This is a genomic window from Brevundimonas sp. (assembly GCF_050729455.1).
GTDB lineage: Bacteria > Pseudomonadota > Alphaproteobacteria > Caulobacterales > Caulobacteraceae > Brevundimonas.
On record NZ_JBOHLI010000038.1, the window covers coordinates 18,811 to 33,203 of the forward strand.

The following is a 14,393-nucleotide window of genomic DNA, read 5'->3' on the forward strand; positions in this document are numbered from 1 at the left end:
AACCGGCCCGGTCTAGGTATGGCGTCCCGTTCGTGCAGGATCGCCCATGTCTTTCGCCCCGGTCCCATCTCTAACGGGACAGCCCACGCGCGACCACGCGGCCGACCTGGCGACCTTCTTCGACGTGTCGCTGGACCTGCTGGTCATCCGCGATCTGGCGGGGTTCATCGTCCGGGTCAGCGCCTCCTGGGCCGCGACCCTGGGCTATCGCCCAGAAGACCTGATCGGCCTCGCCATCCTGACCCTGGTGCATCCCGACGACCTGCCCGGCACGCGGGCCAGCGTGGTCGAGGTCGAGGGCCGTCGCCCCGGCGACCCGGTCCTGGGTCACGTGAACCGCTACCGCCACCGCGACGGCCATTACGTCACCCTGGAATGGCGGGCCCAGAGGTTCGGCGACCGCATCTACGCCGTGGCCCGCGACGTGACCGCCAAGATCGCCGCAGAACAGGCTCTGATCGAGGCCAAGAGCGCCGCCGAAGCCGCCAACCGCGCCAAGTCCGACTTCCTGGCCAATATGAGCCACGAGATCCGCACCCCGCTGAACGGGGTGATCGGCATCGTCGACGCCCTGTCGCGCACGCCGCTGTCGCCCGATCAGGCCGAGATGGTCGACCTGATCGCGGCCTCTGGCGTGACGCTGGAGCGGCTGGTCTCGGATATCCTGGACGTGTCGCGCATCGAGGCCGGCAAGCTGGAGCTGGAACTACGCCCCTTCGACCTGGACGAGGCCCTGGCCGCGCCGCTGGAAACCCTACGGATGCGGGCCGAGGACAAGGGGTTAGCCTTCCACGTCGAGCGTCCGGCCCATGTGCGCGGGGCTTTCGTCGGCGACAGCGTCCGCATCGGCCAGATCCTGGGCAACCTCCTGTCCAACGCCGTGAAGTTCACCGCCGAGGGCTCGGTCTGCGTCCGCTTCGCCCTGAGCGAGGAGATCGGCGCCCCGACCCTGCTGTCGTTCGAGATCGAGGACACCGGCGTCGGCTTTGACGCCGACCACGCCGCCCAGCTGTTCCAGCGTTTCAGCCAGGCCGACAGCAGCATCACCCGGCGCTTCGGCGGCACCGGACTGGGCCTGTCGATCTGCCGCTTCCTGACCGAGATGATGGGCGGGCGGATCGAGGCGGCCTCGACTCCCGGCGTCGGCAGCCGATTCCGCGTCGAACTGCCCCTGCCCCGCGCCGAAAGCCCCACGGCCCATGACGCGCACGACCCCGCCGCCTCCGCCCGGCCGTCGCGACGGCTGCGCGTGCTTCTGGCCGAGGACAATCCGATCAATCAGCGCGTCGTCCAGTTGATCCTGGCCGACCACGCCGCCGAACTGATCGCCGTCGATGACGGCGCCCAGGCGGTCGCCGCCTTCGAGGCCGGCGCCTTCGATCTGGTGCTGATGGATATGCAGATGCCCGGCATGGACGGGCTGACGGCGACCCGCGCCCTGCGCGCCGTCGAGGCCGCCCGCCCCTCGGCCCCGCGCACGCCGATCCTGATGCTGAGCGCCAACGCCATGGCCGAGCACCGCGACGCCGCCCGCGCCGCCGGCGCCGACCTGCATCTGGCCAAGCCCGTCACCGCCCGCGACCTGCTGACCGCCCTGGCGATGCTGGTTCCGAACTAGCCCACCCAACCCGCTACGATGACCCACAGCGGGTTGGCCGGATCGGACAGCAGCCGCGCGGTGATGGCTAGGGAGATGATCACCAGCAGGGGCCGAATCAGGCGCGGGCCGAAACGCATGGCCGCGTGCGAGCCCATCCGTCCGCCGACGAACTGGCCCACGGCCATGATCCCCGCCAGGGCCCAGACCACGTGGCCGCCCGCCGCCAGCACGACGATGCCGACGACATTGCTCATCAGGTTCAGCGCCTTGGTGTGGGCCGTGGCCCGCGTCAGCCCCATGCCCAGCAGCATGACTAGGCTGAGGGCGAAGAAGGACCCGGTGCCGGGGCCGAAGAAGCCGTCGTAGAAGCCGATTCCGCCCGCCACGACGGCATAGGCCAGCGGCGTCAGCCGCGCGTGGGCGTCCTCGTCGGAGGCCTTGGGACCGAGCAGGAAATAGAGGGCGATGCCGATCAGCAGCACCGGCAGCAGGATCATCAGCCAGCGCGCGTCCACCAGGGTCACGGCGAAGGCGCCCAGCCCCGCCCCGACTGCGACGAGGGCCAGGGGCCAGCGGATCAGGCGGAAATCCACGCGTCCTTTTCGCCAGAAGTTCCACAGGGCGCTGGCCGTGCCGACGCTGCCCTGCACCTTGTTGGTGGCGATGGCGGCGACCGGGTTCAGCCCCACCGACAGCAGGGCCGGCAGCGAGATCAGCCCGCCGCCGCCGGCGATGGCGTCGATGAAGCCGGCGATCACCGACGCCAAACCCAGAAGGGCGATGATCTCAGGCGTCAGTTCCGGCACGCGCACAACACTCCCACGACAGCGGCGCTATAGACCCCGCCGCCGCCTTACGCCATCGCGCGACAGCTTGACGGGAGGCGCCGCCGCGCGGTTCATGCACTGTCAGGTTTGGCCGAGGGGAGCGTGTTATGAAGAAGACCGTGGTCGTGGGCTTGCCCATGGGGCTGATCATCGGCGTCATCTTCGGCGCCCTGATCGACAACATGGCGATCGGCATCCTGCTGGGCCTGGCGCTCGGTTTCGGCGTCATCAAGTTCGGCGGCGGCAAGAAGCCGGCCGACGGAGGCGACGCCTCGCCGCCCCGCGACATGGACGAGGAAGCGCCCAAGCCCTAAGCGAGGCGGCGGGGGGCCGACATGAGCGCATTCGAATTCTTCTTCAGCTTCTACGGCCTGGTGCTTGGCCTGTCGGTGGCGGTGATCGCCACCGGGGTCGCGCGCGCCTTCAAGCACCGCAAGACCGTGCCCGTCGGCTGGAAGACGCCCATGCTGGCGGTCTTCGTCGCCCTGGATATCGCCACCTTCTGGGACGCGGCCTGGATGAATTTCAGCAGCGCCCCCTACAGCTACGGCCTGCTGATCGCGGGACTGGTGGTGGCCACCATCTATTTCGTCGCCACCAGTCTGATCTTCCCTGAGCCGGACGACGAAGTGCAGAACCTGGACGCCCACTTCTGGGCCAACAAGCGCGCCGTCATGCTGCTGCTGATCCTGGCCAATCTTATGATGCTGGTCGGTGCGGTCTGCGTAAATCTGACCAAAAGCAACGGCATGGAAGTGGCGATCAGCTACGGCTTCAACCTGATCATCTATCTGGTCCTCGTCATTCCGGCGGCCCTGACGCGCCGGGCCTGGCTGTTCGCTCTGACCGTGGGCCTGCACATCGCCCTCTATCTCTTCCTGGCCGGGCTCAGCATCGTGAACCCCTCCGTGATGGCGGCGGCCGCAGTCGCCGCCTCCTGATCCGGCCAGTTGCTCGCGGGCCGGCGCCGGGTGCATGAAGAAGCAGGCAATCACGGAGGCTCGGCCATGACAGGTTCCATCCACATCGGCGTCGGCGGCTGGACCTTCGAGCCGTGGCGCGGGGTCTTCTATCCCGAGGGTCTGACGCAGAAGCGCGAGCTGAAGTTCGCCAGCCGGGCCCTGACCTCGATCGAGCACGATGTAACGGCTACGCACTATTTCATACGTTGATTTTCTTGATCATTTTTCGGGAAAGCCAATCCCGAGCCAATTGCGGACGTTCCAATCGACCGCTTTCGACCTAAGCGCACATAGCTTTGATGCTCTCGGACTAATGTGTGGTGGACGCGGCGGCCATGAGTCCCCTGAGCTGTTCGAATGTGCTGCCCTGGAATGGCTCGATCTGAGAACGGATTGCTTCAAAATGATCCCACTGCGTCTTGAAACCATCACGCAGCACGGCAACTCGAACGCCGTTTATCAGAGGCAATCTTCCGTCGCTCAAAACTAGCTCGCAGCCAAGGCGATCCGCGTCTTCAGTGGTCTGCAAAACAAGGTTTGTGTTTGTATTGATGGTGAGCCTTACGCGTCGGCACCCGCCGGTTGATGAGGCCTCAACTACACCACCCTCCCATTTGTCGATCTGATAAGTGTCTTTTCCGGAGAAGACTTGGTACTGATTTGTCGTGATCTTTCCGTCGCGTAGGCGCGGGCTATCAATCTGCGTGAAAGTATCAGTACATTCCCCGTAGCGCATGGAGCATACAATCTCGGAGTGATTTATAGGGTAGGCAGGAAGTTCATTTTCTAGCTTCCACGTTCCGCTGGCGAATACAGATTCACCAATCGTCGAAACTGAGAGCGTGCCACCAACAAACAGTCGCGTCAGTGATGAGAGTTGAGCATAAGACTGAAGCTGAGAATATTCTCCCAGCGCAAGGATGCCGTCCGGCGCTACTCCGATGCGCGCCTCAAACTGGCGGATCGATTCCATCGTTGCAGCGTCATCCAAAGGTTCAAATGGGGTTCTAAGGTCTATCGGGTAATACAAATCCACCAGAGATTTCCTAGCGAGCCAGTAGAAGGCCTCAACGGGGAACTCGTCCATGTCCGCGCGCAACTCCGAAAAGGCCTGCTCTAATGTAAGCGCGTTGAGGCGAGCCGTTTCAGCGTCCGTTGCGACCTCGCCTGCCGCCTGTGCTTCAGCGGCGCCCGTAACGGAGGCCATTAAGATGGCTATGCAAAACCGCTTCATTTGATCACTCGAGCAACCGTCATTCGCTAAGCATGACACCAAAGCTTGGATGTATCCATCCGTTGGCCAGGTAAGCGCAACGACCGCCCCCCTAGCGGAAGTCAGGCTACCATCCCGTAGCCGACATCCGGATTTCCTGCGATCATCGCCACATGGAGAGTGCTATGGGTGGCAAGATTTACGTTGGTGTCGGAGGCTGGACCTACGAACCGTGGCGCGGCAGCTATTATCCTAATGGATTGAAACAAAAGGACGAATTGTCCTTTATGGCTCAAAACACCAGTTCGGTAGAGATCAACGGCACCTATTATTCGACCTTCAAGCCCGACAGCTGGATGAAGTGGCGCGACGAGACGCCGGACGGCTTCGTCTTTGCGGTCAAGGCCAGCCGCTACTGCACCAACCGCAAGGTCCTGTCCGAAGGCGGCGAGAGCTTCGACCGCTTCCTGTCGCAGGGCCTGACCCTGCTGGGCGACAAGCTGGGGCCGATCAACTGGCAGTTCATGGGGACCAAGAAGTTCGACGCCGAGGACTTCGAGGGCTTCCTCAAGCTGTTGCCCCGGGAAAAGGACGGCGTGCGGCTGCGTCACGCCCTGGAGGTCCGCAACCCGACCTTCGCCTGTCAGGAATTCTATGATCTGGCGGCCAAATACGGCGCGGCCATCGTCTACGCCGTCGACGACGAGGAGCCGACCTGGCCGCAGATCGACGAGGCCACCGCCGACTTCAGCTACGCCCGGCTGATGTCCAGCCGCGAGGACGAGCCGACGGGCATGACCTCCGAGGAGCTGGACGCCGTGGCCGCCCAGACCCGCCAATGGGCCGAACGCGGCGACGTCTTCGCCTACTTCATCTCGGGTGCCAAGGTGCGGAACCCGGCGGCGGCCCAGGCGCTGATCGCAAAGCTGAAATAGGGCCGGGTCGTCTTGCGACGGCGCGGGGCGCGTCCCATCTGCGGCGCGCCTGCCCGCCCAGCTTGAGGACGTCTCCATGCCGATCGCCACCCGCGCCTTCGCCGCGACCGCCGCCGACCAGCCCCTGACGCCCTACCGCTTCGACCGCCGCGATCCGGGGCCGGACGATGTGGCGATCGCGATCAAATACTGCGGCGTCTGCCATTCCGACCTGCACGTGGTGCACAACGACCTGGGCGGCACGCGCTATCCCATCGTGCCGGGCCATGAGATCGCAGGCGTCGTCACGGCGGTCGGCGCCAATGTCACGCGCTTCAAGGCAGGCGACCGCGTCGGCGTCGGCTGCATGGTCGACAGCTGCCGCACCTGTTCCTCGTGTCAGGCGGGCGAGGAGCAGTATTGCGTCCCCGGCATGACCCAGACCTACGGCTCGCGCGATCCCAAGGGCGAGGCGGTCGGCCAGACCATCACCCAGGGCGGCTATTCCGATCGGATCACGGTCGATCAGAACTACGTCCTGTCCATCCCCGACAGCCTGCCGCTGGACGCCGCCGCCCCCCTGCTGTGCGCCGGGATCACCACCTACAGCCCCTTGCGCCACTGGAAGGTGGGGCCGGGGTCCAAGGTCGCGGTCGTCGGCCTGGGCGGCCTCGGCCACATGGCGGTCAAGCTGGCCGTGGCCATGGGGGCCGAGGTCAGCGTCCTGTCGACCTCGGACCGCAAGCGCGCCGACGCCGAGCGCATGGGCGCCCGGCACTTCCTGATCAACTCGGACAAGGACGCCATGAAGGCGGCGGCCGAGCGGTTCGACCTGATCATCAACACGGTGTCCGCCACGCACGAGATCGCCAGCCACCTGAACCTGCTGGCGCGCGACGGGACCATGGTCATGCTGGGCCTGACCACCGAGGGCCTGCCGGTCTTCGCCCTGCCCCTGCTGATGCGCCGACGCAGCGTGGCCGGCAGCCTGATCGGCGGCATCCGCGAAACGCAAGAGATGCTCGACTTCTGCGCCCAGCATGACATCGTCTGCGACATCGAGACCATCGCCCCGCATCAGATCAACGAGGCCTATGCGCGGTTGGAAAAGTCCGACGTTCGTTATCGCTTCGTCATCGACATGGCGCAGATTGATCAAGCCGCGTAATGGCGTCTTCTCCCTCGCCCCTTGCCAAGCTAAGGCTTGTTCCAGAGGGTAGGACGACGTTGATGCGGCGTCGTCCAGACAGGGGAGCGGATCATGGCGCGTGTGGCTCTGGTGACCGGGGGAACCCGGGGCATCGGTAAGGCGATCGTCCAGCGGTTGAGGGAAGACGGCCTGTCCGTCGCCGCCGGCTATTCCGGCAATGACGAGGCGGCGGCGATCACGGCGCGCGAACTGGGCGTCATGGTGATCAAGGGCAACGTCGGCTCGTTTGCGGACTGCGAGCGCGCCGTGAAGGAGGTCGAGGCCGAACTGGGCCCCATCGACATCCTGGTGAACAACGCCGGCATCACCCGCGACGGATTCTTCCACAAGATGAGCGCGGATCAGTGGTCCGACGTGATCCGCGTCAACATGGACAGCGTCTTCAACATGACGCGCCAGGTAATCAACGGGATGCGCGACCGGGGCTTCGGCCGGATCGTCAACATCTCCTCGATCAACGGCCAGAAGGGCCAGATCGGCCAGACCAACTATTCCGCCGCCAAGGCCGGGATGATCGGCTTCACCAAGGCGCTGGCGCTGGAAAACGCGCGCAAAGGCGTGACCGTCAACTGCATCGCGCCGGGCTATATCGACACTGAAATGGTCGGCGCCATGGACCAGAAGGTGCTGGACAGCATCATCGCCCAGATCCCGGTCGGAAGGCTCGGAAAAGGCGAGGAAATCGCCGATATGGTGTCCTGGCTGTCGGGCGAGCGTGCCGGATATGTCACAGGCTGCACCCTGTCGCTGAACGGCGGACAGTACCTGGTTGGCTAGACCCGCTTTGCCTAAAATCCGCCGTTCGGGCGTTCCACCACTTTCCTCATGATGGCTACGGTCGAGGTCGAGGCGGAGAATCCGCCATGCTTCGCCGTCCCGGCGCCGCGCGCCCGGACGGTCGCGGGCGTGCGTCTTGACCTCGCCGCCCTGATGCTTCTGGCCGCCTGTCTGGCGGCCGGCCCGGCGGCGGCGCAACTGCGCTCCAACGTCCAGTCCGAACAAAGCCGCGTCATCCGCGACCAGACGGTGACGCGCACTGTGCCGCCCCCCGCCCGCTATGTGTCCGAAGCGGGCCAGGGCTTCGTGCTGGACCGGGCCGGGTCGCTGACCCTGCTGCGTTTCGACCGGTCGACCGAGACCTGGGCCCTGCGCCCCTCCTCGGCGCCGCGCGGCGACACCATCTATCGCAACGACGCGGGCGAACAGGTGCTGCGCGTCACGCCCAGCGGCGGCATCACCGTCTATACGACGCGCAACCCAGGCGGCTCGCCCGTGTCCCAGGCCGGCCCCCCCGTCAGCCTGGAGCCGCCCAGCCTCGGCCCGGTGCAGATGTTCAATCTGATGACCCGCCGCAGCGGCATGGTCAGCGAGGCCATGGGCCGGCTGGTACGCATCAACGTCTCCGGCGACCAGTCCGAGGCCTTGTGCATCGAGGCCCTGATCGTCACCACCGACGCCGTGGTCCGCATCGCCCGCTCGCCCAGCGCCCGCCCTTTTCTGGACCGGCTGCGCAGCATCACCGTGGTCGAGGGCGCCCGCTCGTCCGTCAGCTATTCCCAGGGCGACCTGCGCGTCGTGGTCGACCCCCGCCGCGGCATCGCCGGCCGCCCCTCCTCGGCCCGCGTCATCCGCGCGGTGATCCCGCAGGACTGACGGCGGGAAGCGGACATTGCGAGGGGCCGTTTTCGACCCGTTGCGGATTCTCAAAATGCAGCGATTGGCGGCGTAGCTCAGGGCTGAGGAGCATCTACGCGCACCGAAGCCCGCAGGGATCCGATCTTATCTAGCTGCTTTTGTAGATCGGCTTGACAACGCTCTGGTGTCGCAGGCTCCCTTTCCGAGGACCCCTTACCTCTATCATAAGCGGCAATCATGAGCGCATTAGCCGTATAGATGTCCTCGTACTCGACAAGCTGCTCTCGAAGGCGGCTGGTCATTTCTGGCGGCAAAGCTCGTTCACATGCTCCTCGGATTTCGAACGACCGCTCGATTTCAGCAAGCTGACTTGTTGGCGACGCTGTAGAGCTTCCCGGTGCTTCAGCCTGAAACACCATGGCGCTTATGGCTGCAAAGGCGATGTGGAGCATCCCAAAATCCGTCCAGAACTGGAATATGCAGTGGGTCCAAGACGCTACGAGGAAGTAGGTAGGCTTTCCACCCCTAGCTGAATTCAACCTCCCAGCCGACAGTGGACATTCCGGCGCCTCGCGACCAAGCTCGAGCTTCCTCGACGGCGGAGACTTCAAATGGCGAATGATTTTCCTCATGGCGTCGTCCATGACGCGGGCGCGGATCTTCAGGCGGCCTTGCGGGCCGATCCCGCGGTCTTTGCGTTGTGGGAAGGCCTGACGCCGCTGGGGCGCAACGAGTTCATCTGCTGGGTCGAGGACGCGAAACAACCGGCGACCCGCCAGCGCCGCATCGAACGCACGAGTGAAGAACTGCTGGAGGGCAAGAAGCGGCCCTGCTGCTGGGTCGGCTGCATCCACCGCACCGACAAGGCGCCCAGCCGGTGGCAACAGGCCGTCCTGATCGACGGCAAGGCGAAGGGCTAGCCCCTGAAGCCGTCCTTGGCCGCGCGCCGGGCGGCGAAGTCGGCGGCGTCGGCGGCGCGAAGGAAGGGGTTGAAGCGGCGCTCCGCCGCGACGGTCGTCGGCACGGTCGGCTGACCGCGCTCGCGGGCGGCGAAGACGGCCTCGGCGTGGGCCTGCATTTCGGGGCGGCCGTCGATGCTGAGGGCGAAGCGGGCGTTGGACGCCGTATATTCATGGGCGCAGTAGAGGCGGGTGGTTTCCGGCCAGGCGGCGATGCGGCTCAGGCTGTCCCACATCTGCTCTGGCGAGCCTTCGAACAGACGCCCGCAGCCCAAGGCGAAGATGACGTCGCCGACAAAAGCGACCTGATCCTCGCTCGAGCGATAGACCACATGGCCCAAGGTATGGCCCGGCGCGGCCGTGACCTCTAACGCCGTCTCGCCCAGCCGCACCACGTCGCCGTCGACCACCACGCGGTCCAGGGGGGCGGCGCGGCGCACCTCCTCCGGGCCGACGATCTCGCAGCCGGTCTCGGCCTTCAGCCGCTCGTTGCCGCCGGTGTGGTCGGGGTGCCAGTGGGTGTTGAGGATCAGGTCCAGCCGCCCCCAGCCCGACGCCTCGATCTCGGCCAGGATCGCCTCGGCGTCCGGCGTGTCCACGGTCGCGACCATCCCGGTCGCCTCGTCGCGGATCAGGAAGCCGTAGTTGTCGGACAGGCAGGCGAACTGGCGCACGGTCAGGGTCATGGACGCATCCTAGCAGCGGGGGCCGTCTGGGGACTATAGTAGGCGCGAGAGAGCAAAGCTCGACCCGCTGCCCAAAGTCCGACCGGGCGTCGGCGATCATTCGCCGCCCTCCCCGAGCGATATGAGCGCAGCGAATGGAGCGTGAGGGAGAGAAATGCGCCGCAGCATCGACGATCTTCGCACCTTCTACGGCGAGCCGACCGGCGCGCTGGTGCGGCGTATGCTGGCCCGACGGCTGGACGACGCCTGGGGCGAGGCCGCGGGCTGCGACGTTCTGGGAATCGGCTACGCCACCCCTTGGCTGGGCGGGTTCGTCGGGGCGCGCCGCGTCATCGCCGCCATGCCCGGCGGACAGGGCGCTGAACAATGGGCCGCGGCGGGGCGCAACCGGACCGTCCTGGTCGACGACAAGCGCCTGCCCTTCGCGGCCGGAACCTTCGACCGCATCCTGCTGGTCCATGCGCTGGAGGAGGCCGACGATCCCCTGGCCCTGCTGACCGAGGCCGTGCGGGCCCTGGCCCCGGCGGGACGGATCATCCTGGCCACGGCGGCGCGGGGCGGCCTGTGGGCGCGGGCCGAGACCACCCCCTTCGGCCACGGCCGCCCCTTCACCCGCAGCCAGCTGGAGCGGCTGGTGCGCGAGGTCGGGCTGGAGCCCGCCGCCTGGTCGCAGGCGCTTTATGTCCCGCCGTGGCGGCCCATGCTGCCGCTGGCCGACGGGCTGGAACAGATCGGTCGCTGGGTGTTCCCGGGTGCGGCGGGCCTGATCATGCTGGAGGCCTCGCGCCAGTCCTACGCACGGGTGCGGCCGCAGGGTCTGGCCCAGGCGGTGCTGGCGGCGCGGCCCAGTCTGACGCCGGCGCCCGTCTCGGGCGGGGCGGGTCACGCGGCCCGGGCGGGTCATCCGCCTATGGGCGCCGCGCGCAAACGGCCTTAAGGCGAGGGCCATGCAGCGACTGATCCTGATGCGCCACGCCAAGGCCGAGAAGACCGCCCCCGGCGGCGACATCGACCGCCCCCTGTCCAAGCATGGCCGGGACGACGCCCTGGCGATGGGCCGCGCCCTGGCCGAACGCGGGCTGCGCCCCGACATGGCCCTGGTGTCCAGCGCCCGCCGCACGCATCAGACCTGGGATGCGGTCAGCGAATCCATGGGCGATGTCGAGGCGCATCTGCTTCCCGCCCTCTACAACGCCTCGGCCGATACGCTGCGTCGCGCCATCGAGGCCGCCGAGGACGAGGCCGGCTGTCTGCTGCTGGTGGCGCATAATCCGGGCGTGCACCAGCTGGCGGTCGAATATCTGATCGAGAGCGCCGCCTCGCCCAGCGTCCTGGACAAGATGAGCGGCGGCTTTCCCACCGGGGCGGCCGCCGTCTTCACCGTGGATGTCGCCGGGCGCTGCGCCTACGAAGGCTTCCTGACCCCGCACGACCTCGAAAAATGACCGACCTGCCGACCACGGCCTTCAAGATTCTGAGCCGCGCCGACTGGCGGCTGACCCTGGCCGAGGGCGCCTATGACGGTTCGCCCGTCGACCACGCCGACGGCTATATCCACCTGTCCGCCGCCGATCAGCTGGCCGTGACCGCCGCCAAGCATTATGCGGGCCGGCCCGACCTGATGCTGGTCGAGGTCGATCTCGATGCGCTGGGCGAGACCCTGATCTGGGAGCCGTCGCGCGGCGGCGCCCTCTTCCCCCACATCTACGGCCCCCTGCCCGTCGCGGCGACGCGGGGCGCGCGCGCCCTGTCGGTGACGGACAAGGGCGAAATGATTCTGAGCGAGCTTCCATGAGCCTGACCGACCTCGGCGCTGTTCTTCTGCGCCAGATGGACCCCGAGACCGCGCACCGGCTGGCGATCCGCGCCCTGCAGGTCACCCCCCTGCCCGCGCCGGGCGGCGACGATCCGATTCTGAAGACCCGCATCGCGGGGCTGGAAATGTCCAACCCCGTCGGTCTGGCCGCCGGGCTCGACAAGAACGGCGAGGCGCTGGACGGTCTGTCGCGGCTGGGCTTCGGCGCGGTGGAGTGCGGGTCGGTCACACCGCGCGCGCAAGCCGGCAACCCCAAGCCGCGCCTGTTCCGCCTGTCGGAAGACCGGGCGATCATCAACCGCATGGGCTTCAACAACGAAGGGCTGGAGCCCTTTGCGGCAAGGCTGGCCCACCGTCCCAAGCGCACCGCCATCGGCGCCAATCTGGGGGCCAACAAGGACACCGAGGACAAGGCGGCGGACTACGTCGCGGGCCTGAAGCGTCTGGCGGGGCTGGCCGACTACTTCACCATCAACATCTCCTCGCCCAATACGCCGGGCCTGCGCGCCCTGCAGGGCCGCGAGGCGCTGGACGACCTGCTGGGCCGGATCCACGAGGCGCGGCCCGCCGACGGAGCCCCCGTCTTCCTCAAGATCGCCCCCGACCTGATCGGCGAAGAGATCGGCATGATCGTCGAGGCCTCCATCGCCCACGGCATCGACGCCCTGATCGTCTCCAACACCACGCTGGAACGCCCCGCCACGCTGACGTCCGGCTATGCGGGCGAGGCCGGCGGCCTGTCAGGCGCGCCGCTCAAACCCTTCGCCCTGAAGGCCCTGGAAGCCGCGGCCGAGGCCGCCGCCGGTCGGCTGCCTCTGATCGCGGTGGGCGGAATCGAGAGCGGCGAGGACGCCTATGCCCGTATCCGCGCGGGCGCCTCGGCGGTGCAGGTCTATTCGGCCCTGATCTATGAAGGCCCCGGCCTGATCGGCCGCATCAAGCGCGACCTGGCCGCGCGCCTGCGCGCCGACGGCTTCGCCCAACTTTCCGAAGCGATCGGCGCCGCACGTTGACGGAGCATTAGGGCAAGCAGGCCCATCATGGTCCCGATAGGCGAACTTCGCCTCCTCGGAAGGACGCATGACGCAAACCGCCGACGACGCCCTGTCCGTTTGGGCGCCCGCTATTCGCCTGCGCCGCAAGGCGTTGTTGCAGCGCCTCGCCATGGGCGCCGCGACCGCGTTGGTGCTCAGCCCCATGCTGGGCTGGCGATTCAGCGCGACCTGGCTGGTGATCTATGTCCTGATCCAATTCCTCGAGGCCGAGGTCTTCGCTCCCGTCGTCACAGGCAAGACCGAGGCGCCGACCGGATGGCGTGGCGTCTATGGCAATCTGGTGCTGATCCTGAACGCCGGCTTCTTCGGCCTTCTGGCCATTCCCTTGTGGATCGTCGGCGGGCCGATGGGCGGAGTGGCCGCCGCGGTCCTCCTGTCGGCGGGGATGATCAATTCCGTGATCATGTCGGCCGGGTCGATGCGGGTCTTCGCCTGCACCGTCCTGCCCCAGTTGGCCATTTTCGCCCTGACGCCGCTGTTCATGGTCCAGGAGGGCGCACCGGCCCCTGCCGTCACCGCCGTGGCCGTCGGCATCCTGTCCTACAGCGTCTTCTGCCTGAACACGCGCAAGCACCTGTTCCGCGCCAACCGCGCCGAGACCCAGGCCCGTGTCGAGGCCGACCGCAAGCGCGCCGAGGCCGAGGCCGCCATGGCCAGCCGCAGCGCCTTTCTGGCCGCCGTCGCCCATGACCTGCGTACGCCGATCAGCGCCATCCTGACCGGCGCCGACGAACTGGATCGCGGGGCCAAGCCCGGCGCGGCGCGCCAGCAGGTCGCCCTGATCACCGACGCCGGCCTGATGATGAAAGCCCTGCTCGACGACCTGCTGGACCATGCGCGGCTTGATGCCGGGCGGATGAGCGTCGACAGCCGCGATTTCGACCTGCGAATCCTGCTGTCCCAGACCGCCCGCCTCTGGCAGGCTCCGGCACGCGCCAAGGGTCTGCGCCTACGGATGGAGGGCGCCCGCCTCCTGCCCCAGATGGTGCGCGGCGACGCCATGCGGCTGCGTCAGGTGCTGAACAACCTGATCTCCAACGCCATGAAATTCACGGATGCCGGGACCATCACCCTGCGTCTGCAATCCTGGTCCGACGAACACGGCGCCCATGCCCTGCTCATCGACATCGAGGACACCGGCCCCGGCATGACGGTGGAACAGCAGCGCCGCCTCTTCACCGCCTTCGACCAGACTGCCGACGGCGTCGCCGCCCAGTTTGGCGGATCGGGCCTGGGCCTGGCCATCAGTCGCGACCTGATCGAACTGATGGGCGGACGGCTGACGGTGCGCAGCACGCCGGGCCAGGGGTCGATCTTTACCCTGTCCCTGGTCCTGCCGCGCGGCGCGGCGGCGGAAGCCGCGCCCGTCGGCCTGGCGCCCGAGGCGCGCGCCACGATCACGCGCGCGCTGGCCAAACCGGCTGTCGTCGCCCCTGCTCCCGAGCCGGTTCCGGCGCCGGCGCCGACGCCCGTCGCTGAAGCGCCGATGGTCGAGGATGACGCCGGGTCTTCCGAG

At 67.2% G+C, this 14,393-nt stretch carries 17 protein-coding genes and 1 pseudogene; 14 read left to right on the forward strand and 4 right to left on the reverse strand.

Annotation, left to right across the window (positions count from 1 at the left end):
• Positions 1–46 precede the first annotated feature (46 nt).
• Positions 47–1,618 (forward strand): ATP-binding protein, encoded by a 1,572-nt coding sequence (locus ACREEF_RS10625; RefSeq protein WP_431565553.1) that lies wholly within the window; start codon positions 47–49, stop codon positions 1,616–1,618.
• On the opposite strand, the gene ACREEF_RS10630 is transcribed toward ACREEF_RS10625, so the two are convergent.
• A complete protein-coding gene (locus ACREEF_RS10630) occupies positions 1,615–2,406 on the reverse strand; it encodes a TSUP family transporter (protein ID WP_431565554.1) in 792 nt (263 codons plus the stop codon). The genes ACREEF_RS10625 and ACREEF_RS10630 overlap by 4 nt on opposite strands.
• Positions 2,407–2,534: 128 nt before the next feature.
• Here ACREEF_RS10630 and ACREEF_RS10635 point away from each other — a divergent pair, with 128 nt between their 5' ends.
• The 3 genes and pseudogenes from ACREEF_RS10635 to ACREEF_RS10645 form a co-directional block, all read left to right on the forward strand.
• Positions 2,535–2,741, forward strand: a complete 207-nt coding sequence (locus tag ACREEF_RS10635; protein WP_431565555.1) for a hypothetical protein — start codon at positions 2,535–2,537, stop codon at positions 2,739–2,741.
• Positions 2,742–2,762: 21 nt separating this feature from the next.
• A complete protein-coding gene (locus tag ACREEF_RS10640) occupies positions 2,763–3,368 on the forward strand; it encodes a hypothetical protein (RefSeq protein WP_431565556.1) in 606 nt (201 codons plus the stop codon).
• A gap of 66 nt (positions 3,369–3,434) precedes the next feature.
• Positions 3,435–3,587 (forward strand): annotated as a pseudogene (locus ACREEF_RS10645) (DUF72 domain-containing protein); the annotation flags it as partial.
• A 112-nt stretch (positions 3,588–3,699) separates the two neighbouring features.
• On the opposite strand, the gene ACREEF_RS10650 reads toward ACREEF_RS10645, so the two are convergent.
• Positions 3,700–4,623, reverse strand: coding sequence for a hypothetical protein (locus ACREEF_RS10650; protein ID WP_431565557.1), 924 nt, complete (start codon positions 4,621–4,623; stop codon positions 3,700–3,702).
• 152 nt (positions 4,624–4,775) lie between these two features.
• On the opposite strand from ACREEF_RS10650, the gene ACREEF_RS10655 reads away from it, so the two are divergent.
• The 4 genes from ACREEF_RS10655 to ACREEF_RS10670 all read left to right on the forward strand — a co-directional run bounded on the left by ACREEF_RS10655 (position 4,776) and on the right by ACREEF_RS10670 (position 8,379).
• Complete coding sequence (locus tag ACREEF_RS10655) at positions 4,776–5,537, forward strand: DUF72 domain-containing protein (protein ID WP_431565558.1); 762 nt, start codon at positions 4,776–4,778, stop codon at positions 5,535–5,537.
• Positions 5,538–5,613: 76 nt separating this feature from the next.
• On the forward strand, positions 5,614–6,684 hold the full coding sequence (locus ACREEF_RS10660; protein WP_431565559.1) for an NAD(P)-dependent alcohol dehydrogenase: 1,071 nt from the start codon (positions 5,614–5,616) through the stop codon (positions 6,682–6,684).
• Positions 6,685–6,777: 93 nt separating this feature from the next.
• Positions 6,778–7,503: an acetoacetyl-CoA reductase gene (phbB, locus tag ACREEF_RS10665; protein WP_431565560.1), complete on the forward strand. Its 726-nt coding sequence runs from the start codon at positions 6,778–6,780 to the stop codon at positions 7,501–7,503.
• Positions 7,504–7,551: 48 nt separating this feature from the next.
• A complete protein-coding gene (locus ACREEF_RS10670; RefSeq protein WP_431565561.1) occupies positions 7,552–8,379 on the forward strand; it encodes a DUF4908 domain-containing protein in 828 nt (275 codons plus the stop codon).
• Between the two features lie 77 nt (positions 8,380–8,456).
• On the opposite strand, the gene ACREEF_RS10675 is transcribed toward ACREEF_RS10670, so the two are convergent.
• Entirely contained in the window at positions 8,457–8,813 is a 357-nt protein-coding gene (locus ACREEF_RS10675) for a hypothetical protein (protein WP_431565562.1), read from the reverse strand.
• 159 nt (positions 8,814–8,972) lie between these two features.
• On the opposite strand from ACREEF_RS10675, the gene ACREEF_RS10680 reads away from it, so the two are divergent.
• Positions 8,973–9,281 (forward strand): YdeI/OmpD-associated family protein, encoded by a 309-nt coding sequence (locus ACREEF_RS10680; RefSeq protein ID WP_431565563.1) that lies wholly within the window; start codon positions 8,973–8,975, stop codon positions 9,279–9,281.
• Here the strand turns inward: ACREEF_RS10680 and gloB are convergent.
• A complete protein-coding gene (gene gloB / locus ACREEF_RS10685; RefSeq protein ID WP_431565564.1) occupies positions 9,278–10,006 on the reverse strand; it encodes a hydroxyacylglutathione hydrolase in 729 nt (242 codons plus the stop codon). The genes ACREEF_RS10680 and gloB overlap by 4 nt on opposite strands.
• A 154-nt stretch (positions 10,007–10,160) precedes the next feature.
• Here gloB and ACREEF_RS10690 point away from each other — a divergent pair, with 154 nt between their 5' ends.
• From ACREEF_RS10690 to ACREEF_RS10710, 5 genes are all read left to right on the forward strand, one after another.
• The gene (locus ACREEF_RS10690; protein WP_431565565.1) at positions 10,161–10,943 is read left to right on the forward strand and encodes a class I SAM-dependent methyltransferase; all 783 of its coding nucleotides are present in this window, start codon (positions 10,161–10,163) and stop codon (positions 10,941–10,943) included.
• A 10-nt stretch (positions 10,944–10,953) separates the two neighbouring features.
• Positions 10,954–11,451, forward strand: a complete 498-nt coding sequence (locus tag ACREEF_RS10695; RefSeq protein WP_431565566.1) for a SixA phosphatase family protein — start codon at positions 10,954–10,956, stop codon at positions 11,449–11,451.
• Positions 11,448–11,801, forward strand: a complete 354-nt coding sequence (locus ACREEF_RS10700) for a DUF952 domain-containing protein (protein WP_431565567.1) — start codon at positions 11,448–11,450, stop codon at positions 11,799–11,801. The genes ACREEF_RS10695 and ACREEF_RS10700 overlap by 4 nt, the downstream gene beginning before the upstream one ends.
• Positions 11,798–12,835 (forward strand): quinone-dependent dihydroorotate dehydrogenase, encoded by a 1,038-nt coding sequence (locus ACREEF_RS10705; protein WP_431565568.1) that lies wholly within the window; start codon positions 11,798–11,800, stop codon positions 12,833–12,835. The genes ACREEF_RS10700 and ACREEF_RS10705 overlap by 4 nt, the downstream gene beginning before the upstream one ends.
• Positions 12,836–12,902: 67 nt before the next feature.
• On the forward strand, positions 12,903–14,393 hold a 1,491-nt coding region (locus ACREEF_RS10710), incomplete at its 3' end, for a sensor histidine kinase (RefSeq protein ID WP_431565569.1).